Origin of the sequence: Aporhodopirellula aestuarii (assembly GCF_023701485.1) — a bacterium.
Lineage (GTDB): Bacteria > Planctomycetota > Planctomycetia > Pirellulales > Pirellulaceae > Rhodopirellula > Rhodopirellula aestuarii.
Map to the genome: position 1 here is coordinate 49233 of NZ_JAMQBK010000006.1, position 23784 is coordinate 73016.

The 23784-nt window shown below is 55.2% G+C and carries 17 protein-coding genes and 1 riboswitch; of the genes, 12 read left to right on the forward strand and 5 right to left on the reverse strand.

Annotated elements, in window-relative coordinates; all coding sequences use genetic code 11:
• Positions 1–77: 77 nt before the first annotated feature.
• A complete protein-coding gene (gene xylA / locus NB063_RS01340; protein WP_250926930.1) occupies positions 78–1394 on the forward strand; it encodes a xylose isomerase in 1317 nt (438 codons plus the stop codon).
• Positions 1395–1654: 260 nt separating this feature from the next.
• Here the strand turns inward: xylA and NB063_RS01345 are convergent, their stop codons facing one another.
• Positions 1655–2968, reverse strand: a complete 1314-nt coding sequence (locus NB063_RS01345; RefSeq protein WP_250926931.1) for an MFS transporter — start codon at positions 2966–2968, stop codon at positions 1655–1657.
• A gap of 378 nt (positions 2969–3346) precedes the next feature.
• Between NB063_RS01345 and NB063_RS01350 the strand changes: the two genes are divergently transcribed.
• The gene (locus tag NB063_RS01350) at positions 3347–4405 is read left to right on the forward strand and encodes a hypothetical protein (RefSeq protein ID WP_250926945.1); all 1059 of its coding nucleotides are present in this window, start codon (positions 3347–3349) and stop codon (positions 4403–4405) included.
• Between the two features lie 440 nt (positions 4406–4845).
• Here NB063_RS01350 and katG read toward each other — a convergent pair whose 3' ends face one another.
• Complete coding sequence (gene katG, locus NB063_RS01355) at positions 4846–7296, reverse strand: catalase/peroxidase HPI (RefSeq protein ID WP_407652520.1); 2451 nt, start codon at positions 7294–7296, stop codon at positions 4846–4848.
• 1006 nt (positions 7297–8302) lie between these two features.
• On the opposite strand from katG, the gene NB063_RS01360 reads away from it, so the two are divergent.
• Both NB063_RS01360 and arsC read left to right on the forward strand, forming a co-directional pair.
• Positions 8303–10825 (forward strand): glycoside hydrolase family 2 protein, encoded by a 2523-nt coding sequence (locus NB063_RS01360; RefSeq protein ID WP_250926932.1) that lies wholly within the window; start codon positions 8303–8305, stop codon positions 10823–10825.
• Positions 10826–11244: 419 nt separating this feature from the next.
• Positions 11245–11595 (forward strand): arsenate reductase (glutaredoxin), encoded by a 351-nt coding sequence (gene arsC / locus NB063_RS01365; protein ID WP_250926933.1) that lies wholly within the window; start codon positions 11245–11247, stop codon positions 11593–11595.
• Between the two features lie 4 nt (positions 11596–11599).
• On the opposite strand, the gene NB063_RS01370 is transcribed toward arsC, so the two are convergent.
• Both NB063_RS01370 and NB063_RS01375 read right to left on the reverse strand, forming a co-directional pair.
• A complete protein-coding gene (locus NB063_RS01370; RefSeq protein ID WP_250926934.1) occupies positions 11600–12514 on the reverse strand; it encodes a hypothetical protein in 915 nt (304 codons plus the stop codon).
• Between the two features lie 137 nt (positions 12515–12651).
• On the reverse strand, positions 12652–14247 hold the full coding sequence (locus NB063_RS01375) for a sigma-54-dependent Fis family transcriptional regulator (RefSeq protein WP_250926947.1): 1596 nt from the start codon (positions 14245–14247) through the stop codon (positions 12652–12654).
• A gap of 223 nt (positions 14248–14470) precedes the next feature.
• Between NB063_RS01375 and NB063_RS01380 the strand changes: the two genes are divergently transcribed.
• Positions 14471–15067, forward strand: a complete 597-nt coding sequence (locus tag NB063_RS01380) for a carboxymuconolactone decarboxylase family protein (protein ID WP_250926935.1) — start codon at positions 14471–14473, stop codon at positions 15065–15067.
• Between the two features lie 49 nt (positions 15068–15116).
• Positions 15117–15587, forward strand: coding sequence for a nuclear transport factor 2 family protein (locus NB063_RS01385; protein ID WP_250926936.1), 471 nt, complete (start codon positions 15117–15119; stop codon positions 15585–15587).
• A gap of 162 nt (positions 15588–15749) precedes the next feature.
• Here NB063_RS01385 and NB063_RS01390 read toward each other — a convergent pair whose 3' ends face one another.
• The gene (locus tag NB063_RS01390) at positions 15750–16412 is read right to left on the reverse strand and encodes a TetR/AcrR family transcriptional regulator (protein ID WP_250926937.1); all 663 of its coding nucleotides are present in this window, start codon (positions 16410–16412) and stop codon (positions 15750–15752) included.
• 131 nt (positions 16413–16543) lie between these two features.
• Between NB063_RS01390 and NB063_RS01395 the strand changes: the two genes are divergently transcribed.
• From NB063_RS01395 to NB063_RS01420, 6 genes are all read left to right on the forward strand, one after another.
• Positions 16544–17656, forward strand: a complete 1113-nt coding sequence (locus tag NB063_RS01395) for an NAD(P)-dependent alcohol dehydrogenase (RefSeq protein WP_250926938.1) — start codon at positions 16544–16546, stop codon at positions 17654–17656.
• Entirely contained in the window at positions 17653–18129 is a 477-nt protein-coding gene (locus tag NB063_RS01400) for a DUF1569 domain-containing protein (RefSeq protein WP_250926939.1), read from the forward strand. The genes NB063_RS01395 and NB063_RS01400 overlap by 4 nt, the downstream gene beginning before the upstream one ends.
• A gap of 76 nt (positions 18130–18205) precedes the next feature.
• Positions 18206–18436: riboswitch (cobalamin riboswitch) on the forward strand.
• A 248-nt stretch (positions 18437–18684) separates the two neighbouring features.
• Complete coding sequence (locus NB063_RS01405) at positions 18685–21576, forward strand: ribonucleoside-diphosphate reductase subunit alpha (RefSeq protein ID WP_250926940.1); 2892 nt, start codon at positions 18685–18687, stop codon at positions 21574–21576.
• Positions 21577–21591: 15 nt separating this feature from the next.
• On the forward strand, positions 21592–21873 hold the full coding sequence (locus tag NB063_RS01410) for a hypothetical protein (RefSeq protein ID WP_250926941.1): 282 nt from the start codon (positions 21592–21594) through the stop codon (positions 21871–21873).
• A 3-nt stretch (positions 21874–21876) separates the two neighbouring features.
• The gene (locus NB063_RS01415; protein WP_250926942.1) at positions 21877–22923 is read left to right on the forward strand and encodes a ribonucleotide-diphosphate reductase subunit beta; all 1047 of its coding nucleotides are present in this window, start codon (positions 21877–21879) and stop codon (positions 22921–22923) included.
• 481 nt (positions 22924–23404) lie between these two features.
• Positions 23405–23593: a hypothetical protein gene (locus NB063_RS01420; protein ID WP_250926943.1), complete on the forward strand. Its 189-nt coding sequence runs from the start codon at positions 23405–23407 to the stop codon at positions 23591–23593.
• Positions 23594–23784 lie beyond the last annotated feature (191 nt).

Sequence of the window (23784 nt, forward strand, 5' to 3'; positions counted from 1 at the left end):
CATCATGGTGCCCAATACCTCTGAATGAGCGTCCCTACCTCCAAAATGCCGCGTTGGCCCCAACCGAGAAGTAACTTATGACAGCCTTTCCTGAAGTTTCTAAGATTCAATACGAAGGTCCAAAATCGGACAATCCGCTCGCGTTTCGTTGGTACAACCCGGATGAAGTCGTCGCGGGGAAGACGATGAAGGAGCACCTCCGCTTCACCGTCGTCTATTGGCACACCTTCCGCGGAACGGGATCGGATCCGTTCGGCGGTGGAACGATGCAACGGCCCTGGGACGATGGGAGCGAATCGGTCGAAAACGCTTGCAATCGTGCCCGCGCGGCGTTCGAGTTTTTTGAAAAACTGGATGCCCCTTTCTACGCGTTCCACGACCGCGACGTGGCTCCCGAAGGCGCAACACTCGCCGAATCCAACGCCAACCTCGACAAGGTCGCTGCGGTCTTGAAAGAGGAACAAGAGCGGACCGGCGTGAAGCTGTTGTGGGGTACCGCGAATATGTTCAGCAACCCTCGCTTCATGCACGGTGCGGCGACGACGTGCAATGTCGAAGTTTTCGCTTACGCGGCTGCTCAAGTCAAAAAGGCTCTCGAAGTCACCAAGGAACTTGGTGGTGAGAACTACGTGTTCTGGGGCGGACGTGAAGGATACCAATGTCTTTACAACACCGACATGAAACGTGAACTCGACCATCTCGGTCAGTTCTTCCACATGGCGGTCGACTACGCCAAGGAAATCGGATTCACGGGCCAGTTCCTGATCGAGCCAAAACCCAAAGAGCCGACCAAGCATCAATACGACTCCGATGCAGCGGCCTGTTTGAACTTCCTTCGTACCTACGGGTTGATGGATCACTTCAAACTCAATATCGAGACCAACCACGCGACGCTCGCGGGTCATGAAATGATGCACGAGCTCGAGTACGCCGGCATGCAAGGTGCCTTGGGTAGCATCGACGCCAACACCGGCGACTTGTTGCTCGGTTGGGATACGGACCAATTCGCGACCAATTACTACCTCACGACTCAGACGATGTTGGTGCTGCTGAAGTACGGTTTGGCGCCGGGTGGAGTCAACTTTGACGCCAAGGTGCGTCGCGAAAGCTTCGAACCGATCGATTTGTTCTACGCACACATCGGCAGCATGGACGCGTTTGCCCGCGGCCTCAAAATCGCCGCCAAAATTCTCGAAGACGGCGCGATCCAGAAAGTCGTCGACCAACGCTACAGCAGTTGGAACAGCGACCTTGGCAAGAAGATTGAATCGGGAAGTGCAACCTTCGCCGAATTAGAAGCCCTTATGCTCAAACAGGGCGAAGCGGCTACCAACACCAGCGGACGTCAAGAATTGCTCGAAAATATCGTCAACCGATATCTCGACATTTCGTAATCACGTCTCGCATATCTACCAGCGGATTGTTGGTAGGAAGAGAAATCGAAAAGTCGACGGAGGCCGCTTTGATAGCGGCCTCCGTTGCGTTGAAGAGCATGCTTTTGCGGAATGCCCATCCGGTAATCTGTTTATCCGAAGCCGTTTGGAAGAGACCGGGGAATGCGACTCGCCGCACGATCCCTTATCGTCGCCCCCAAAAGACAATGCTGCCTGCGTGGAATCGGTAGGCAGCATTGTCGTTTCGGGAATCGAATTCGCTACGTGATCGGCTCGGCTCTTTCCTGTCCGGCGTTGCCGATGGAAGGTTCACGTGCCTCGTCGATTGCAGGACCCATCGCGTCGGGACGCCGGATGAGGTCAGGCGATGGTGTTTCCGCCGATGTGTCGAGTCGCTGGAACGCGATCAACACGACAGGCCCCATTCCCGCTGCGATCCACCAAACCAATCTTGGGTGAATTTCATAGCACCACGATCCCAATAAAGGGGCGATTACAAAACCGAACGCGATTGAGGTGGAATAGGATGCGATGCGTTTTGCTCGCACCTCGATTGGCGACGATCGGGAAATGTATGCCAACATCGTTGGCATCGAGATCATCTCGCCGACCGTCCAAATCACCACCGCCATGATGGCAAAGTGGTAGCTCGCACCAAAACTCAGTACTGCAAAACCTTCGCATATCAAAAACGCACCGATGGCGATGATCCGCAGGTCACCGAAGCGATGAAGCGATTCGATCAACGCCATTTCAACCGCCACGATGATTAGCGTGTTGACCGAAAACAGCAGCCCGATTTGCCATTCCACCATCCCGTAGTGGTCACGAAGGAAAATGGGGAACGTGCTCATTAATTGGAAAAACACCAAGAACATCAGGAACGAAACGAACACAAAAGACGCAAATTGCTTCGTGCTGGCGAACTCGGTCGAGACCTCCAATGCCCGTTCAGCGAGATTGGACGTGTTCGCAGCGTTTTTGCGCTGATGTTCGACGTGGTGCATTACGGTCAACAACACGAATGCGGTCAAACATGCAGCCGCGTCACCAAAAAACAGCAACGTGTAGCTGTGTTGGGCAAGCAACCCGCCGATCGCGGGCCCAAAGGTGAATCCCAGGTTGAGCGCCAAACGGTTCAACGCGAACGCTCGCCGCTGGAGGTTCGGAGGCACCGCCTCGGCGATCGCGGTAACGTTGGCCGGACGCAGTGACTCGGCTGCTACGCTGACGAAAAACAACGTCAGCAGAACGCTCGGTTTGCTCTCCATTTGCGACAACACCACGAAACCGACCGCAGTGCTGATCAGCGAGGCCTGTTGAACACGAAAAGCTCCCAGCCTGCCGGCCAGCCGTCCACCTGCAAATGACCCGACGCAGGCACCCACGCCATAGACCGCGATCGCGTATCCGGCGAAACGTTCCCCCCAACCCAATCCGCTGCTGAGGTAGATTGATAGGAAGGCGAGTACCATCGCGCCTGAGCGGTTGACGAACATCACCAAGGCAAGAATCCAAGCCGATCGCGGCAGGCCTTCGAAGGAGCGACGGTAGCTCAGGAGGAGAGATTTCAAGGGATTAACCCAAGACGGAGTGTATTGAATCGAGACGAAAACATCGCCAGCGAACATTGGGCGGGGCATCAATGCCCGTGTCGATCGGGCAAACTGTCCTTCGCGGAATAACGCTCAAGACCTCTCCGCGGGGCGCGAGGTTCGCGGCCAACCTCGCCGTCACGCCAACACACGACTGTCACTCAGTTCGTTCACCTCGCACATGAAGCGATCTTGCAATCTTTTGAAGCGATCTAGCGGCGTTCGACGAAATTGCGTATGGGATCAAGTCCAGCTTGAGATTCTCCCGGATGGCACTCGAAAACCTGGATCCGATGTCACTTCGTTCACGTCGTGATCGGTGTTACCCATGCGCGGGAAGGGATTCACGTGATTCGAATGACAAACACGACTCATCATCGAAATCCGCAGTTCGCGGTACGAACGGAATGTTTGTACGCCTGCGTCGGACTGGCGATTGTGAGCTTGCTGCATCGCGACTCATTATTTGCGATGGATCCCGCCAAATGGGCAACCGTTTCAGGCTGGGCTTTGCTAATCGTAGGGATCGTCATCGCCGGTCAACTGCGCGATCGCTTCGAGCAGATGCTTCGCCGGCTTCACAACCGAGAAGCGATCGTCGCCTCGCAGATAGAATTCGATCAGTTACTAGTGCGAATCCATCATCGGGCACAAAAGGCCGCTTCGATCGGCAGCGTTCTGTTTCCCGCGATCCTGCTTATCGCCTATGCGTGCGTATACGCCGGTCAACGATGGTTCGCCATGCCAACGCTCGATCGGGCGGTGTTTATGGGAGAAGTCATTCTGGAAGCCATCGCTGCGCGTTTCGTCGGCCGATATGTGGGCCGCGGAATCTCATATGGATTTCTTGGCAAACATTTGGCCAGCGAATGTGTCAAACTGAAAGTTATTCCCGGCCACTCCGACTCCGCCGCAGGTTTGCGACCGATCGGTGATTTCTATTTTCATCAAGCGACCGTCACGGCGTTGCCCGTGGCATTTCTCGCTTTCTGGGTACTCGTGATTCCGACTTGGTCGACAATTTGGCCGAGCACGGAATCTGAATTTGCATTGCAGTGGAAGAACACCTACCTCGTCTTTTTCTTCTTCACGCTGGGCATCGAGGTCCTCGCATTTGTGTTGCCGCTGTGGTTTGTGCATCAACTCATGGCGGCACAAAAAACGAGCCTGCAATCACGAGTCGATGAACTGAGCGCCAAACTATCAAAGCTGCAACAGGCACCGACCGCGTCGGGACAAAACCCCGATGATGGAACCGATCGGGCACTCTTGATCGACCAAATCGCATCACTCGAAAACCTCCCCACCTGGGCTCTCGCTCCCGACGTCCGGCAACGATTCGCCTGGGGCAATTGCGCCTTCCTCGCTTCACCAGCCCTGCAAATGTCGCAAACCGTCATCGACGCAGTCACCTGAGCCCACCCGCAACGGTTTCACCCGGTAGCGAAACCCGATATGACTTTCGGCTACGAGCTACGAGCTATTTGGGTTTTAGCGTGGGCCGCTAAGACTTTGCGAGAGCGTAAAAATACACGGCCGGGCACGTGTTGCTTCCGTTCTTGGTCGCGATGAGACGTTGATTGTTTCAGTGTTTTCATTAGCGGAACGGCGCGAGATGTCCGGTCCCGACTCACCGGACATCTCGCGCCGTTCCGTTACATTTGAAATCCCGCAGTAATTAAATCAATGTCCCATAGCGACGACTGACGAAAGTCCTGCACTGGAGTCCAGGTTCGACTTTTGCATGTCGTCGCGTTCGTGACTAACCATTCGCGAAACACATGGTCTCCTTTCAAACAAAAAACGCCAACCGAAATGGTTGGCGTTTTCTTGGTTTCCCGAATGAAGCGAAACGTCTAGTTCCGCAGCGAGCGATCGAGGTCAAAACGGTCGGCGTTCATGACTTTGTTCCAAGCCGAAACGAAGTCGTTGACGAATTTGTCTTCCGCGTCATCGGAGGCATACACTTCCGCGATGGCTCGCAGTTGTGAGTTCGAACCGAAAACGAGATCGACGGCCGTGGCTCGCCATTTGACTTCGCCTGTCTCACGATCGCGACCTTCGTAAAAGTGCTCGCACACTTCGGACTTATTCCACTTCGTTCCCATGTCCAACAGGTTCACGAAGAAATCGTTGGTCAACGCCTCGGTGTTGTCCGTAAAGACGCCGAGTTTCATGTCGTCGGTGTTCGCGTTGAGCGTTCGCATTCCGCCGATCAACACCGTCATCTCAGGAGCTGTCAAAGTGAGCTTCTGAGCCCGGTCGATCAACAATTGTTCTGACGGCGTTCGAATTCCGCTGCCGACATAGTTTCTAAATCCGTCCGCGGTTGGTTCGAGAACAGCGATTGCTTCCACGTCGGTTTGCTCTTGCGATGCATCGTTTCGACCTGGCGCGAATGGAACTTCCACGTCATGGCCTGCGTTCTTAGCTGCCGCTTCTACCGCCGCGCAACCGCCCAACACGATCATGTCGGCGAGTGACACTTTTTTGTCGCCGGATTGTGATTGATTGAACTCGGATTGGATTCCTTCGAGCGTCTTCAATACGTTTTCCAACTCTTCGGGATTGTTCACCTTCCAATCTTTCTGTGGTGCCAGACGGACGCGTGCACCATTAGCACCGCCCCGTTTGTCCGTACCACGGAAAGTCGATGCCGACGCCCATGCTGCCGAAACCAATTCGGAAACGGACAGTCCCGAGGAGAGGACCTTTGCCTTCAACGCAGCAACGTCTTGTTCTCCGATCAACTCGTGGTCGACCTCTGGAACAGGATCTTGCCAAATCTGAGGCGGCGCTACTTCAGGGCCGAGGCAGCGTGAGTACGGCCCCATGTCACGATGCGTCAGCTTGTACCACGCCTTCGAAAATGCGGCGGCAAACTCATCGGGGTTCTCGTAAAAGCGTTTCGAGATCGGTCCGTAGATCGGATCCAACTTCAATGCCAAATCTGTCGTGAACATCATCGGAGCGTGCGACTTGGCCGAATCGTGTGCATCGGGAACGGTTCCCTCAGCCGAGTCATCCTTAGGCGTCCACTGATGCGCACCGGCAGGGCTGGTGGTTAATTCCCATTCGTATTCGAACAGGTTCTCAAAGTAACCGTTGGACCATTCCGTTGGCGTCATCGTCCAAGCTCCTTCCAAGCCGCTGGTGATGGTGTCACCCGCGTTGCCGCTTCCGTGAGTGCTCATCCATCCGAGTCCTTGTTCTTCGATGCCTGCCGCTTCCGGTTCCGGACCGACGTGTCCTTGGGGAGGTGCCGCACCGTGAGCTTTACCAAACGTGTGTCCGCCCGCGATCAATGCAACCGTTTCCTCGTCGTTCATCGCCATGCGTCCGAACGTTTCGCGAATGTCTTTGGCCGCTGCGATCGGATCGGGTTTGCCGTTGGGGCCTTCCGGGTTCACGTAGATCAATCCCATCTGCACTGCGGCAAGAGGATTTTCGAGTTCACGGTCACCGGCGTATCGCTTGTCACCCAACCACTCGGTTTCGGGTCCCCAATCGATATCGATCTGCGGTTCCCACACGTCTTCACGTCCACCGGCGAATCCGAACGTCTCGAATCCCATCGACTCCAAAGCGCAGTTGCCGGTCAAGACCATCAAGTCGGCCCATGATATTTGTTTGCCATACTTCTGTTTGATCGGCCACAGCAATCGACGTGCTTTGTCCAAGTTGGCGTTGTCGGGCCAGCTATTCAGTGGCGCGAAACGCTGCGTGCCGTAGCCAGCACCGCCGCGACCATCGGCAACCCGATACGTTCCGGCGCTGTGCCAGGCCATGCGAATGAAGAACGGTCCATAGTGACCCCAATCCGCAGGCCACCAATCTTGCGAGGTGGTCATCAAATCGGTGATGTCTTTCTTGACCGCATCGAGGTCGAGTTTTTGGAATTCTTCGGCGTAGTTGAATTCGCTCCCCATCGGATTGCTCTTGAGCGAATTCTGATGCAGGATTTGAAGGTTCAATTGGTTCGGCCACCAATTGCTGTTCGAATACGAACCGGCAGTCATGCTTCCATGGCCAGGGGCCGCGGAGGCTGCCGATACCGATGATCCCATAACGGGACATTGTGCGATCGACTCGCCGCTTCCATGAGCCGATGTGGTTGGCTGTACGTCCTCGGCGGAGACCGAGGTGGCGATGCAGAGTACTGCGCAGCTCGACATGAATCGAGTGAAAAGTCTTGTGGGGGGCATGATCTCTCCAGGGATAGGGAAAAGGAACTCATCACGAGTTTGGTGGACCATCTGGTCTTCAGTGCCTATTATCCGCGATGTCGCGTCATACATCCAATGCATTCTTCGGGTGACTGGTATGCACAAAACGCATCGCCCAGATCGCACCGCCAGCAGTGCTGTCGGCAACCTAAAAACGCAATCAGAAAACGCGTGGTGCCGCTAAAAACGCACGTCACGGACCAACTTGTACACAGTATCCCCCGTTTCGTAGCGAAAAACACAACTATCGCGCTGCAATTTTCCACCGGCCCGCCTACGACGAGTCCAGAGCGGTTGCGTGCGAAATACTTTGATGGAACCAAAACGAGGTCGGTGGCTCAACGCTGATCGGCTGCGCGGTGAATTCGCTGTGCGGTGTGCGCGAAGAGCACACACCCAAATCTCGCATTGGGCCAGACGGGCACAGAGCGACGAACGTGATTGCTTCTGTTTTCGAATCGACGTGGCATGTTCGCGTCGAGCCCGTTTCGCTAGTCGGTTGAGAGTCGTTGGCAGCTTTTTTGAGACGCAACAAATCGATCGTCGGCAATTCACCGTTTGCAAGCTAAACCGTTGCAAGACGTCGTCAGCACCGTCGACTGCAACAGAGTACGTGGCTGCGGATGCGGTGGGGGTAACGAAAACGAACAGCAGAAACTCGGAAGGTGCTGCCAACACAAATCGGGACCAAAAAAATCTCTCAAGGTGGGACTGTTGGCAAAGACTCGCACGACAGCGTCGAGTGAGTCCAGCTTGAGAGATGGGGTGGGAAATCTATTGACAACGCTTGTCGACCGCCATGGATCGATTGATGCGAAGAACGAAGCCGATGGACTTCCTGGAGAGACGCGTTTGTGGTTCAAAAGCCGGCTCGGACATGCGGCAAGAATCGCAAAGTCCATTGATTACGACTCGGTAAAAAATGCAACTAGAGGGCAGGCATGCGACAATTTTCCATCTGATTGAAGCCGTGTCGAGTGACTAAATTATCTCGCTCGAGAGCGGTGCATTGGGCGCTTCGACGTTACCAAGTGTGCCAGCTACTGACACCACACCCCATTTCCCACTTTTGACAAAAGTCGTCCCCATGACTGTCATTCGTATCTTGTCGCTGACATTGTTCTTTGTCCTGATGCTGACGGCGCAGGTGATCGCACAACCGGGGGCGGGCAGCCTTGTTCAACATGAAGGCCAATTGGTCCAGGACCTCAGCAGCCATCGTTGGAAATTAAAGCGGATGCGTCCCGGTCGCGGTGTTGAGGAGGGATTGCACGAGCTGCCCAGCGGCGACATCGAGACATCGGTGTGGATTCCCGCCAAGGTGCCAGGTGATGTCTATACCGATCTATGGAAAGCCGGTGTGCTGGAAGATCCCTACTTCGGACGCAACAGTGTCAAAGCTCAATGGGTGATGCAGGACGAGTGGTGGTACTCGCTGCAGTTCAACGTCAGCCAAGCGGTTGACAACAAGATCGTCCGGATCGAGTTCGACGGTGTCGATTACTCATGCGAAGTTTGGCTGAACGGCCACTACCTCGGAAGTCACGAGGGCATGTTCTCGCCGTTTTCCTTTGACGTCACCGAGTTGCTTCACACAAGTAGCAATTGGCTTCACGGACGTAACATCCTGATGGTGAAGCTGAATCCACCGCCGCAGGTCAATCACAAGGTCGCGGGACTCAAGACACCATGGTTCGGTGACTACTGGCGAGACCTCGTGCCGTTTGGCATTTGGCGTCCGGTTCGTTTGGTTTCTACGGGGCAAGTTCGATTCGACAATGTCTACGTGAAATCGAAGTTGAATGATGACGGTTCCGCTGACCTCGACATTGAAATGACCGTCGAAAACGTCGCCAAAGATCCACGTGAAGTCGCCGTCAATGTGACGCTGGAAGGACACAACTTCGACTGCGAGCCGATTCACATTTCGGGCGATCGAACTATCCAACCCGGCAAGCAAACGATCCATCAGGCCGTCACGATCGCAGCTCCAAAGCTGTGGTGGCCCTGGGATTTAGGTGACCCGAATCTCTACACCGCAAACGTTTCGATCACCGACCAAGCCTCGGAGCTCGATCGCACTTCAACAACGTTTGGTATCCGCGAAGTCAAAATGGAGTGGAATCCAGGCTTCACGAAAGACGAAGTCAGCTTTCCTCGCACCGTGATGCTCAATGGCAAACGTCACTTCATCCGCTCGGCATGTTGGGGCGGGCCGCCGGACATCTTTGTCGGACGGACGTCGACGGCTGAATACAAAAAGCTCATTGAGATGGCCAAAGACGCCAACATGAACAACATCCGAATCTTCGGCTGGCACCCGCCCGAAATCCCTGAGTTCTATCAGTACTGCAACGAGGCCGGTATCACGGTTTGGCAAGATGTCATTCCTCTGGGCACGGCGAACTTGTCGCAGGACGAGGCGTTCATCGAGCGGATTTACGAGGAAGCCGTCGCAGTCATTCGAGAACGTCGCAACCATCCTTGTTTGATCTTGATCGAAGGCGGTGAAGAAGCCTTTCTGCGTGCGTCGGATGCTGAGTTCACGAAGAGATTCCTGGATGAATTGGGCCGCCGACTGCAACAACATATCGACCTTCCCTACGTGCCCGACTCACCGCTGACCTGCCCGGTTTCACAAAGCGTCGGTTACAAACCCAAGGAAGCCGTTCATGCTCTCGCCTATTTTTATTCGATGGGCCGATGGCTGATGGAAGACTGGTACAGCGAATTGGACTTCCCGATCGTTCCCGAACTCGCGATCACATCGGTGCCCAACGTCGAAAGCCTCCGCAAATTCATTCCCGAAGACGAACTCTGGCCACCTGGACCGAGTTGGGGACACCACTGGGCGGACCTCGATCGGTTGCGAATGCAAAACTACGACACCTTCGGTGATGAACGCACCGGATCGTTAGAGGAGTTTGTCAATGCCACTCAAGATTCCCAGGGAACGATTTTTCAGTTGTCCGTCGAACACTTCCGTCGGGGCAAGCCACGCGTCAGCGGAATCGCACTGTGCCACTACATCACCTACTGGCCGGACATGAAGTGGGGAATCGTCGACAATTACCAACAACCCAAACGCTCTTATGAATTCGTCAAACGGGCCTATCAGCCGCTGCTAGTGAGTTTGCAGTTCGATCGCCGTCGTTGGCACGCGGGCGAATCCTTTGCAGGCAAGTTATGGATCGTCAACGATCGGTTCGAATCGCATGAGAACTGCCAAGTCGAATTGTCTTTTTGCGATGATCACGACCAAGTTCTCGCCACTCAAACGATTCCGGTCGACCAAATCGCCCCAGATTCCTCCGCGATGATCACGGACATCGATTGGCCGATCGCAGATTCGGTGGATGCCGTTTTCCATGTCAAACTAAAATTGATCGATAGTGAAGACACGACTCTCTCGACCAACCGATACAGGCTGCTGATCGGGGACCAGGCCGAAGCAAGGGAACACATGAAACAACTCGGCAAAAAGATGCACGAGTCCGTATCCAAGTTTACTTACGACAACTACTACCGGTTTTTCCCTGAACTCAATGATTCAGACGGAAAACCATCGGACTCACAAACTGACGTCCCCCGCGCCGCCGGATTCGACTGAGAGTCAAATAGTCGCCCATCCGCTCGGAACGTCGATTGTTTAAGTGCCTTTTTTAGCGGAACGGCGCGAGCCGTCCGGTCCCGAGTCACCGGACGGCTCGCGCCGATTCGCTACTTTTGAAATCCTGCAGTAATACAATCAACCTCCCCCGCGGATGGTCCCCTGTGCTTTAAGCAGGTACATAGAAGTGATTCGGTAGAACGACAATTCCGCTGATCGTGANNTCCTGCAGACCTGCTTAACACCCTCCGCCATCGTGAGTCATTTGTTGAGCCGAGCGGGCTATTTGCGGAGCAAATGGGCGACTGTGGGGTGACGGTGCGAGAACGATGGTGACCACCAGTTGATTGTCTTGAGACAATATGTTCCGATCGGTTTTCGACGATTCTAAACTGTTCGATTCTCAAGCTCCTCCGTCCATGACCACCATCCTCCACAATCCACGTTGTTCCAAATCTCGTGCCGCTGTTTCGTTGCTCGAATCTCGCGGTGTCGATTTTGAAGTGGTGAAATATCTCGATGATCCACCGAGCGAGAAGGAACTCACTCGCATCATCAAGTTGCTCGGTGTGTCGACCGAGGCGATTGTTCGCAAAGGCGAAAAACTCTACAAAGAGCTCGGACTGGCCGACAAGAAACTGTCCAATCGCGAGTGGATCGCCACGCTTGCGGCCAATCCAAAACTCATCGAACGCCCGATCGTCATCCACGATGGCAAAGCGGCGGTGGGACGTCCCCTCGAAAATATTGAGGCGATTCTAGATAGCTAATCGACTAGAAAATTTGCCACGCTTTCGCGTCAAGCTCGCGTTCTAATTCGGGGGCATTTGCGCGTGCTAATAAGTCGTAGTAGGCGTACGGATATTTGAAGACGTGCCCGATCCCGAGCGTTTTGTCACCCCGTTTTATCCAGTATTCGGTGTCGTCTGGTCGCAGTTGGCTGGTCCGGTGATCTTTGATCTTGCGATCGCCCGATTGCGGCCCCAACCGGGTCACGGTCACGTATTTATGAAATGCCGTGCGACAACTCTCTGCCCATTCGATGTGTCCCATCGCCGCCATCTCGACGAGCGATTGACCGAAAGTCAACATGTGACCGGCAAACCCTTGCCCGAACCCGGTGAAGCGATCGATCGCGTCACTGGCTTCTTTCAAGACAAAACGCGATGACGCGACCTCATCCGAAAATGGAGGCGGCTCCACGTCGTCAGATGGCGCCATGTCGCGCCACGGTTTAAATTCGCCAATGAGATTGCATACGCCTTCGACCCGCTCCGCCGTCGCGGACTCGGGCAGCATGCGGAAGCCTTTGATTGCATGCATGGCAAAGATGGCATCATGACCGACTTCGCGAAGCACACCACCGCCCTCAGCCAACTTCTTGCCGATACGTTCGGCAGCATCGTCGACCGGATCTCCGGGAGGAAAGGGATCGCAAAGTTTTGTCGACGCCCAATTGCGATCGAAAAGTTCAACAATGCGATTCGTTGTCGATTCGCCCAAATCGTTATCGACACACATCAGGTGCGCCGAAATCATCGACGCACCCCGGTGCCCGTCTGCGAAATAGCTTCGTTCGGGAGCTCGTGCCAACGCATTGAGACCGAGTTCCACCAATCGCTGCTGCGTCAAACCACGCTCTTCGGCAACAGCACAACGATCAAGGTCCGCCGTGAGGGAACCGAGCATCGCGGTACTCGAGATTGCAAACTGTCTTCGATTGATCATCATTCACTCCACAGACGGATCGATGCACTTCCGACATTCTACACCTCCCGGAGCAGTCCCACCGCAAAAAGCCGATAACGTTTGGTGGTCAAGAGTTCCTACGTCTTAATTCCAAGACTCTTGATTCGTGATGCGAGCGTCGTGGGCTTCATCCCGAGCAGAGCCGCGGCGCCGGTGTTACCGTAGACTTTGCCATCGCATTCCGCCAATGCACGCCGGATGTTGTCAGCCTCCAGTGTCCGCAGTTGCGATGCCGTTAAGATTTCACCTGATGCACGATCGGGGGCCGCGCTTGTGATCGGCTTGGCAGATGGCTGGAGGTCCAACCGCAGCTTTCCCTTCGGCGACGTGATCAACGCTCGTTCGAGAATATGTTGCAGTTCTCGGATGTTGCCGGGCCAATCGTATCGGTTCAGTTCGATCACGTTTGCTTGAGTCAGCCGTGGGGGATGCCGTCCCAAACGCCGCGAGAGGTTGCCGATCAAGTGTTCGGCGAGTATCGCGAGGTCTTCCTTGCGCTTTCGCAGTGGTGGCAACTCGATTGGGAACACGCTCAATCGATAGTACAAATCGAGACGAAAACGTCCCGCTTCCGCCTCCGCTTTTAAATCACGATTGGTCGCGGCGATGATGCGTACGTCCACCTTTCGCGTCTGTTCTTCGCCAACTCGTTCGAGTTCGCCTTCCTGGAGAATCCGCAGCAGTTTGCTCTGCAAGTCCAGCGGAATCTCACCGATCTCGTCGAGAAACAACGTCCCACCGTCGGCCAACTCGAACCGTCCGATCCGATCTCGAAGTGCTCCGGTAAAGCTGCCCTTGGTATGTCCAAAGAACTCGCTTTCGTACAGTTCCCGCGGGATCGCTGCACAATTAACTTTGATCAACGGACGTTCTTGACGTGAAGAACGGGCGTGGATTTCGCGCGCAACCAGTTCCTTCCCCGTACCACTTTCGCCCATCACCAAGACGGTCGAATCCGTCGGAGCGACCAACGAGATTTGTTGGGTCACGGTTTGCAACGCATCGCTCTGGCCGATCATTTCGCCGAATGATTCGCCACGCAGTTCTTCTTGCAAATAGTCGTTCTCGAGTTCCAAACGATCACGTAGCGACTCGATCTCTTCCCACGCCTGAGCGTTGGCGATCGCGGACGCGACATGGTCGGCGATCATTCGCAGCCATACCAAACACGAGTCACCAATCGTGGTGCGGGAAAATACGGCGAGCACTCCGAGCACCTGACCTCGATGAACCAAAGGTTGCCCGGCAAACCCACGAACGCTTTCCGTCTCCGCCCATTGTGGACTGACCAACCAATCGGGTTCGCCCTCTATGCTGGGCACCTCGAGTGCAACGCCGGTCGAGGCGATCCGGCCGACCTTGCGAATGCCCAGCGGAAAGCGACGAAACATCCCATCGATTCGGCTCAAGTCGGCGTCAGGATCGACGACCGAACCGCCGCCGCTGGCGACCAGATGAAGACAACTTGTTTGATCGGGACATTCCGAACGCATCGGACAGGTTGGGCAACCTTCGCCTGGTCGGATCAACCAAATCCGTGCTAGCGCGACCGCTTGAGACCCCGCCATATCGTCAACCACCAACCGCAAAACGTCCGTGACGCTCCGCTGCTGGGCCATCGCCAACAACAACGCTTTGGGATCGCGGATCAGGGGAACGTGGCTGTCAATCATGACCACTTCATACACGACTTTTCGTGGTGCGACAACGAGTTTTCGTGAAAGCACGAGATGTCGTGCTCGCAAGGGAGCCTCCAGGAAAGCCCTAAGCCCTTTCGTAACAGCCACTTGCGACTTGCGCAATGCAATCGGCACGGATTGTGCCTAAAAGCTTACGCAACGCCAGGAACGTTTCTGGAACTTTCTTCAATCACCTGGATCCTCAAGGAGTCCACCCATGTCCCGAATCGAAACCGTGAACCCAGCCCAAGCGACCGGCCAAGCCAAAGAACTTCTCGATGGCGTCAAGGCGAAGCTGGGCATGACGCCCAACCTGATGCGAGTGATGGCAAACTCACCCGCCGTGCTCGATGCGTATTTGAAGTTCAGCGGCGCGTTGAGCGAAGGAGAACTCTCCGCCCCAACACGAGAACAGATCGCACTCACCGTCGGGCAGGCCAATTCCTGCGATTACTGCCTCAGTGCCCACACCGCGATCGCCAAGATGAACGGTCTCTCCGCTGATCAAATTCGTGCCGCTCGCCTCGCTTCGTCCTCAGACGCAAAGACCAATGCGATCTTGGTCTTCGCATCGCAACTGATCGAAAAACGCGGCTTCGTCTCCGGCGCCGAAATCACCGCGGCTCGTGACGCGGGGGTCACCGATGCGGAGTTCGCCGAAGTCATTGCCAACGCGGCTTTGAACATTCTGACGAACTACTTCAATCACGTCGCGCAAACAGCGATCGACTTTCCCGTCGCGGAAAAGATCACGTCGGACACGCCAGCGGACTCGCACAGTTGCCACAGCGACGCGTGCAGTTTGGCGTCGTAGGACGCCGGCGATTCACCAAGCGTTACACCGAAAGTAATTGAGAACCAAGATGCCGAAACCTACCGACATCCGGCCGCCTTTTACTCGCGAGACCGCCATCGCGAAAGTGAGGGCGGCCGAGGACGCCTGGAACACCCGAGATCCGAACCGCGTCGCGTTGGCGTACAGCGTCAACAGCCAGTGGCGCAACCGCGACTCGTTCGTCCAAGGACGTGATCAGATCGTTGCCTTCCTCACCGGGAAATGGGACGCCGAACAAGAATACCGGCTCGCCAAACAATTGTGGGCATTCACTGACAACCGGATTGCGGTTCGGTTTCAGTACGAATACCGCATCGCGTCGGGCAAATGGTTCCGCGCCTACGGCAATGAAAACTGGGAGTTCGACGACGACGGACTGATGCGACGGCGTGAAGCCAGCATCAACGACTACGCCATCGACGAATCCGATCGCAAGTTTCATTGGCCTCTGGGCGCACGCCCCGCCAACGATGCCGGTCTCGAAGAACTCGTGAAATAGCGAACTCATTGAGACGTAATCACAAACGTCCAGGGCAGTGGATCGTATCAAGATCCGTATTTCGCCCTGGGCGTTTTTTGACGAAATCGAGTTCGAGCGTTGCGGAAGACGTCAAGAAATCTTACGTGCTGGCGTACTCATGAATGCGTCGGCACCCTGACTTTAACTTCCCCGCAACTCCTCAAGACCATCGAGAATTAGCTTCAATCCGAATTCAAGGTCATGCAACCCGTCGTGACGTCCCGCGATCACTTCTTGCGACATGCCGTGCAGGTACGGGTATTGTTCCTCAGGGATTTGTGGCAGATACGCTTTGGCAACTTCGGCGTACTCCTCTGGAGCAAACGGGAAGTTCAGCTTCTGCAACGTGAAGCCGTACACGTAACTATCGATCGCGTTCCAGGCATGATCGGCGGCTGCATACGAAAATCCTGCCTCGACCAGACATCCGATCGTGGAGTCGACGAAGTGCAACATGGCAGGGCCGACGTTGACTCGGGACACGATCAGCATCGTTGCCCACTGGTGTCGCATCAAGACTTCATGAGCCGACGTGGAGCGACGGTGCATTTCGACACGCCAATCGCCGCCGACCGTGGGCACCTCAATTTCGCTCACGATCTTGTCGACGATGCCGTCGAGAATCTCATCCTTGTTGGCGACGTGGTTGTACAGCGACATGGCTTCGACCCGCAGCCGAGAGGCGAGTTTCCGCATCGACAGCGATTCAATGCCTTCCGAGTCCGCAAGCTTCACGGCCGCCGACAAGACGCGATCCTTCGTCAACGCGGTCCGGCGTCTCACTCCCTTTTTGGCCTTGGTCATGCATTCTCCTCGCGGCAGCTTCACCGAAAAATTGCGTTTCAAACTTGACTCACTTACAGCGTAAGCGTAGTATCACTTGCGTGCAACTTACAGCGTAAGTATCAATCGCCTCCTCGCGATCGGAAAATGCCATGAATTCCAATGTTCTCGCACCTCAAAACGTCCATAAGCACAGCCTCCACACGTCCGGTTTCGTGCGAGCGGACCAACCGGTGCGGCAATCCGACGAGCAAACGATGAAGGCGGCCTATCAAGAGAAATACGGTTCTCCCGATGGCCTTCGAGTGACCGACATCGCGAAACCAAACGTTGGGGATGACGAGGTACTGGTGCGAGTCCACGCCGCCGGGCTGCACGTCGGTGATTGCTTTGGCGTTCGAGGAACTCCGCTGCTGATGCGGATCGCGACGGGACTCCTCAAGCCCAAATACGGCGTCCCAGGATTCGATGTTGCGGGGACAGTGGAATCGATCGGCAAAAACGTGACGCGGTTCCACCCCGGTGATGAGGTGTTCGGAGCCTGCTTCGGTTCGTGTGCCGAGTTTGTTTCGGTCAACGAAAACACACTCGCGGTAAAACCCGCCCACGTTTCCTTTGCCGATGCCGCCGCGGTGCCGACATCCGGTCTCGCGGCGCTGCATGCGCTCCGCGATGTTGCCAAGCTGCAACCAGGACAACACGTGCTGATTAACGGAGCATCCGGTGGCGTCGGGAGCTACGCCGTACAAATCGCCAAGTCATATGGTGCAATCGTGACGGGGGTCTGCCGTGAAGCAAACGTGGACACGGTTCGCTCGCTCGGTGCGGATCATGTGATCGCGTACGACCGAGAGGATTTCACGTTGGGCGGCGCCCGATACGACGTCATTTTTGACAACATCGAAAACCGCTCGCTTTCGGAATGTCGTCGTGTGCTCAAGCCCACTGGGATGCTGATACTCAACAGCGGCACCGGTGCCAAGGGGATCGCGATGTTCATCCGTTTGATCAAGCCGTTGTTGTTGTCGCCATTGCTCAAGCAGAATCTGCGTCGATATCTATCGTCTCCCAATCATGACGACTTATGTGTCTTGATGAAGTTCATTGAACAGGCCCAAGTGCGACCGCTCATTGATCGGACTTACACGCTTTGCGAAACACCGGACGCGATCCGGCATATCGAGACCGGACACGTCCGAGGAAAGGTTGTCGTTCGCGTTCTCGATTCACTATCACCTAAAAGATCGGAAGAACCAATCTCATGAGCGAACTACGTGAGCTGCGATTCGATCACTTGGGCGCCGCTGTCGACGAGGCCCGCGAGTTGCTTCGCAGTGGGTACACGCGTCAAGGCAACTGGTCACTCGGGCAAATTTGTCGCCACTTGATTTTGGTGCAAGACCCGAGTGTGGACGGCTATCCGAAATGGATGTCGTTATTCGTGTTCATGCGTCCGGTAATGCGTAGGCTGCTGCTTCCCAAAGTACTCGGTAACGATTCGCCTCGCGGCATTCGCACGGCTTCGATCTTTGTCCCGCCCGCTGACGTGAACGACGCGGCCGAAGTGGATGCGTTTGCGAAGAGTGTCGAGCGTTTCCACGCTCATGTTGGCGACTACGCACCGCACCCTGCATTCGGCAAGCAATCACGAGAAATGATCGAACGGATCCACGCCTGCCACGCGGCCCATCATTTACGGTTTCTCCAACCGGCCGAGACCAGCACCGGCGTGATTTGACGCAAGCCCGATTCGGCTTACTTTGCTCGAAATCAAACTTTGTCGACTTCGCGTTGACAATTTGCGTCGGTTGATCAATACTTCGCCCGTTCGTGGTGACTTGCTAGCAATTCTTGTTAGCAGGTGAACAGGGAACTCCGGTGTGATTCCGGGATGGTCCAGCCGCTGTGAACTGCCTCGGGTGCTACGGCATCCGAAACGTATTTCCCTTTCTCTTTTGAAAGGCCATTGCCGAAAAAATTCGGCGAGAAGGTCGGGAAATCGGACGGCAGTAAGTCAGAAGACCTACCACGAAATAGACGTTAAGTGCCCTCTCGGATTGGGGCGGACGTTGCAGCGAATTTCTTTATGCCGGATCGTGCGATACGACCGCGCATCGACTGCGATTCGCTGACCAATGAAACGCCGGTTTGCCGCACCACCTGTAACACCGTTAACTGCACGACGACTGTCTGTTAGCACCGTTGTGTGTTGTTGCGTGAACCCGCCGAACCGATGCATCGCCACGTGAAGCTGAACTCACGAGGTGCGTGCGCAATCATAGGAAACGTTGGCATGGGTTGGACGGCCGAACAAACATCCACATTGGCATCCACATGGATGGTTTGCAAACGAGACGGACGTGAATCGGAATTCGACCGCGAGCGGATTCATCAAGCGATCCAAAAAGCGTTCCGGGCGGAGATGCCATTGGACGAATCTCAACCGTTGCCGTCCGAAATCGATCGCGACATCGAGGCGATCATCGATCAAGTGACCGAACTCGCCGAGTCAATCGGTTCGGGAGGTTCGATCAGCCCAGGGGGCTCGATCAACGTCGAGCAGATTCAAGACGTTGTTGAAATCGGATTGATGCAGCGACAGCATTTCCACGTCGCCCGCCGGTATATCTTGTACCGCACCGAACACGCCCGCATCCGGGCGGTTCGCGGAGAAGTTCGTGGACTCGATAGCATTGATGCGGTGCCCAACACCAACCGTATCGAAGTTGAGCTGGAACCCGGCGTGAGGGTGCCGTTTGACCCTGATCGTTTGGTCCGTTTCCTGGAGCGTTGCCCCGAATCGCACCTGCCCGAAATCGATGCGAACGAAATCATCGCCGAAGTCATTCGTGGTGCGTTTGACGGGATGACGCCCAACGATATTACTCGCGCCCTCGTGCTTTCATCCCGTAGCCGCATCGAGCGGGACCCGGCATACGATGCCCTCGCCGCGCAGTTGCAGCGATGGATCATCTACCAACAATCACTCGGCAAATCCCAGTTTGCCGATGATTTTGAAACCGTCTATCACGAACAATTCGAACACTACATCATCGAGGGAATCCGCTGTGATCGATTGTCGGAAGAACTACGCGGCTTTGACCTCCGGCGGTTGTCTGATGCTTTGTCGCCTGAACGCGACACGCAGTTTCAGTATCTGGGATTGCAAACCATCTACGATCGATACTTGCTTCATAAAGATGGGCGGCGGATCGAAACGCCGCAGTATTTTTGGATGCGAGTCGCGATGGGACTGGCTCTTGCTGAAACCGACGACCGCGAAGGCCGGGCAATCGAGTTTTATGAATTGCTGTCGAGTTTCCGCTACACGACCGCCACGCCGACGCTGTTCAACTCGGGAACACAGAATCCGCAATTGAGCAGTTGTTATCTGACCACGGTCCAAGATGACTTGGAGCACATCTTCAAATCCGTCGGTGACAACGCGGTGTTGTCGAAGTGGGCGGGTGGGCTCGGCAACGACTGGACGAACATCCGTGCGACTGGAGCCCGGATCAAAGGCACCAACGGCGAAAGTCAAGGCGTGATTCCGTTTCTCAAAATCGTCAACGACGCCGCCGTCGCGGTAAACCAAGGCGGCAAACGCAAGGGTGCCGTGTGTGCCTACATGGAACCATGGCACCTGGACTTTGAAGAATTCCTCGACCTACGAAAGAACACCGGCGACGATCGGCGGCGAACGCACGACATGCATACCGCCGCATGGATTCCGGACCTGTTCATGCAGCGGGTTCGCGACGGCGGTTCGTGGACACTTTTCAGCCCTGACGAAGTGCCGGATTTGCACGACACCTATGGAATCGATTTCAAGACACGCTACGAGCAACACGAATCGGATGCCAAAGAAGGAAAGCTGCGGTTGCATCGAACCGTTGCGGCGACGGATCTCTGGCGAAAGATGCTGACGCGACTGTTCGAGACCGGGCACCCTTGGGTGACATTTAAAGATCCCTCCAACGTTCGCTCACCCCAGGATCACGCCGGTGTCGTCCACAGCAGCAACCTGTGCACTGAGATTCTGCTCAACACGAGTCCTGATGAAACCGCAGTTTGCAACCTAGGCTCGATCAATCTCGGAGCTCACATCGTCGACGGCCGGCTCGATTATGAGTTGCTTCGCCGCACGATACAGATCGCGATGAGAATGCTCGACAACGTGATCGACATCAATTTCTACCCCACTCCCGAAGCACGCAACGCGAACCTGCGCCATCGGCCGGTCGGTTTGGGGCTGATGGGATTTCAAGACGCGCTGCACAAAATAGGCATGCCCTATGCGAGCGATGATGCGGTCGCGTTCGCTGACATGAGCATGGAAGCGATCAGCTATTACGCGATCCTCGCTTCGAGCGAACTGGCCAAACAACGCGGCAAGTATCAGTCCTACGCCGGATCCAAATGGGATTGTGGTTTGTTGCCGATCGACACGATCGATCTGTTGGCCGAACATCGCGGTGAACCGATCGATGTCGACCGGGGCAGCACCCTCGATTGGAACATCGTGCGGGAGTCGATCGCCCAACATGGAATGCGAAATAGTAACTGTTTGGCGATCGCACCGACGGCGACGATTTCGACAATCGTCGGTGTGACGCAGTCGATCGAACCGACCTACAAACAGCTCTACTCGAAGAGCAACCTGTCGGGTGAGTTCACCCAAGTGAATACGGCCTTGGTCAACTGTCTCAAAGAACACTCGCTTTGGAACGCCGAGATGGTTGATGCACTGAAGTACTACGATGGCGCGGTGGGGGAGATCGCGATCATGCCCGAGCAGCTTCGTCGGTTGTTCGCCACCGCGTTTGAAATCGAACCGCATTGGTTGATTGCCGCCGCGGCTCGTCGCCAAAAGTGGATCGACCAGGGGCAATCGTTGAACTTGTACCTTTCCGCACCGAGTGGCAAAGCGATCGACGCGATGTACCGGGCCGCGTGGCAGCAGGGGCTCAAGACAACGTACTATTTGCGTTCGCTCGCGGCGACCCAGGTCGAAAAATCGACCGTCGATGTGAATCGGTTTGGTATCCAACCACGATGGATGAAATCGCAGAGTGAATCGAGCGGCATTCGAATCGACCGCGGCGATGTCGACTTGATCACCCACGAACGACAACCCGCCCAGGTTTGTGACGTCGATAACCCTGATTGCGAAGCGTGTCAGTAACGCCGCTTGAGCATCATGCGATTCTACAGCCACTGGATCGAACGGGCGTTTCGCACGACGCACACGCCCGGCATCGCTCGTTCCTGGCAGCGGGTCGAACCCAACGGAAGTCTGATCGTCTTGACCGACGCAGGCGGTTTCGACTTGCCGTCGCGAGATGGACCTTTTCTCGCGACCCATCTTTCCGCACACGATGAACTTTTATCCGGTCCCGAACTATTGCCCACGCGGCTATCACTGGCCGTGTGGCTGCGTTCGCGGTCTACCTGTCCGATCCCAACCGACCCAAGAATGTAAACGATGACGAACCAAGCCACCTCGGAAATCAACAGCAAACGATTTTCTGCCGCCCAAAAACGACTGATCAACTGCAACCAAGTCGACGTCAACCAACTCATGCCGCTGAAATATCACTGGGCGTGGGAGCACTACCAAAACGGATGTGCCAACCACTGGATGCCGACGGAAGTCCCGATGACCAAGGACATCGAAACGTGGCGCAGTGATCGGCTGTCAGATTCTGAACGCCACGTCATCATGCGGAACCTCGGATTCTTTTCGACCGCTGAGAGTTTGGTCGGCAATAACCTTGTGCTGGCGATCTTTAAACACGTCACCAATGCTGAATGTCGCCAATATCTGCTGCGTCAAGCGTTTGAGGAGGCGGTGCATTCGCACACGTTCCTCTACGTCGTCGATAGTCTCGGTCTCGACGAAGGGGAAGTCTTCAACATGTACCACGAAGTCCCTTCGATCGCCCGCAAAGATGCGTTTGAAACCGAACTCACTGCGGAGGTGCTCGATCCCAACTTCACCACATCGACGGACGAAGGGGCACAAACGTTTCTCAAAAATTTGATCGGTTATTACTTGATCATGGAAGGCGTGTTTTTCTATACGGGATTTGTGATGATGCTGTCCTTTCACCGACGGAACTTGATGACCGGGATCGGGGAACAATTCCAGTACATCCTTCGCGACGAAACCATTCACTTGAACTTTGGTATCGACCTAATCAACGGCATCAAGAGCGAGAACCCGGCTTTGTGGACCGAAGAATTCCAGGCCGCCATGATCGAACGAGTCAAACAGGCGGTGGAGTTAGAAATCGAGTACGCTGCCGATTGTTTGCCCGGTGGGATTTTGGGGCTCAACGAGTCGATGTTCCGCGACTACGTCCAATATATTGCCGACCGCCGTTTAGAGCGCATCGGACTGGCCAAGCAATATGAATCGCAAAACCCGTTTCCGTGGATGAGCGAAACGATGGATTTGGCAAAAGAGAAAAACTTCTTTGAAACCCGAGTCACTGAATACCAATCCGCCGGCAGCCTGAGCTGGGACTGAACGATCCGTTCTCCTCAGACTGGCGGGCGGCCGCCTGGTGTGGCTACTAAAAGAGTTCGGAGAAATCCGAACAACGGTGGAGTGGACGAATTGTCGCAGTGGTCATTTTTGAATGATAACTTGCATTGACGTTTGAGCCATGGAAACATTTTGGCCAACCCAGGCTCGTTCCCAATCGCTGCTTGCATGCATCGGGGCGATAAAACTTGGGCCGGTATGTTTGTCGCGGTGCCGTTGATTTAGGCTTAGTCGGAATTGCGGTTGATCGCTATACTTTGCCGCTCGCATCCACCTTTTCGAGTACGAGGGCCGCGTTTGTCAGTCGCGATCGAGTGCCTGCAAACCAAATCGAGGCTGCGGGTAGGAATCGATGGGTGGTGTACAAAAGCTGCCGGGTTCACGGTGGGAGTCGGGATGGAGTTTGTCATCGACTCGGTACCGAACAACTCAGAATTAATAGCGACAAAGCGGAGAAAGATTGATGGGACCACTGAGAGGACTTTGGCGAGATACCTGGTACGTGTGGCTGGGGTACCTGACCATGCTGCTGGCGCTCTCGATTTTTTTAAGTTGGTTCTTCCTTCTCGCCTTACCCGCCCTCTCCGTCGCGTTCTGCTATTTCGCCTACATCCGCTACGACGAAAACGCCCAAGAGAAATCGGAGTTTTGAACGCTGGGCTACGAGCTACGAGCTACGAGCTACGAGTTGGGAGTTGGGAGTTGGGAGTTGGGAGTTGGGAGTTGGGAGTTGGGAGTCCGGTTTGCAGCGTGAGCGAGAGGTCTTCCGACGACGTCATCCACCCCAGTGCCAACGGCACGACAGGCATTAGCCATGGACGCAAGTCCTTGTCATTACCCACA

Coding starts and splice junctions, on each gene's coding strand:
- NB063_RS01400 (WP_250926939.1), top strand. CDS start 17,653: ATGAGCGAACTACGTGAGCTGCGATTCGATCACTTGGGCGCCGCTGTC.
- NB063_RS01375 (WP_250926947.1), bottom strand. CDS start 14,247: ATGATTGACAGCCACGTTCCCCTGATCCGCGATCCCAAAGCGTTGTTG.
- xylA (WP_250926930.1), top strand. CDS start 78: ATGACAGCCTTTCCTGAAGTTTCTAAGATTCAATACGAAGGTCCAAAA.
- NB063_RS01405 (WP_250926940.1), top strand. CDS start 18,685: ATGGGTTGGACGGCCGAACAAACATCCACATTGGCATCCACATGGATG.
- NB063_RS01395 (WP_250926938.1), top strand. CDS start 16,544: ATGAATTCCAATGTTCTCGCACCTCAAAACGTCCATAAGCACAGCCTC.
- arsC (WP_250926933.1), top strand. CDS start 11,245: ATGACCACCATCCTCCACAATCCACGTTGTTCCAAATCTCGTGCCGCT.
- NB063_RS01410 (WP_250926941.1), top strand. CDS start 21,592: ATGCGATTCTACAGCCACTGGATCGAACGGGCGTTTCGCACGACGCAC.
- NB063_RS01390 (WP_250926937.1), bottom strand. CDS start 16,412: ATGACCAAGGCCAAAAAGGGAGTGAGACGCCGGACCGCGTTGACGAAG.
- NB063_RS01370 (WP_250926934.1), bottom strand. CDS start 12,514: ATGCTCGGTTCCCTCACGGCGGACCTTGATCGTTGTGCTGTTGCCGAA.
- NB063_RS01420 (WP_250926943.1), top strand. CDS start 23,405: ATGGGACCACTGAGAGGACTTTGGCGAGATACCTGGTACGTGTGGCTG.
- katG (WP_407652520.1), bottom strand. CDS start 7,296: ATGCATTGGATGTATGACGCGACATCGCGGATAATAGGCACTGAAGAC.
- NB063_RS01360 (WP_250926932.1), top strand. CDS start 8,303: ATGACTGTCATTCGTATCTTGTCGCTGACATTGTTCTTTGTCCTGATG.
- NB063_RS01380 (WP_250926935.1), top strand. CDS start 14,471: ATGTCCCGAATCGAAACCGTGAACCCAGCCCAAGCGACCGGCCAAGCC.
- NB063_RS01350 (WP_250926945.1), top strand. CDS start 3,347: ATGACAAACACGACTCATCATCGAAATCCGCAGTTCGCGGTACGAACG.
- NB063_RS01385 (WP_250926936.1), top strand. CDS start 15,117: ATGCCGAAACCTACCGACATCCGGCCGCCTTTTACTCGCGAGACCGCC.
- NB063_RS01415 (WP_250926942.1), top strand. CDS start 21,877: ATGACGAACCAAGCCACCTCGGAAATCAACAGCAAACGATTTTCTGCC.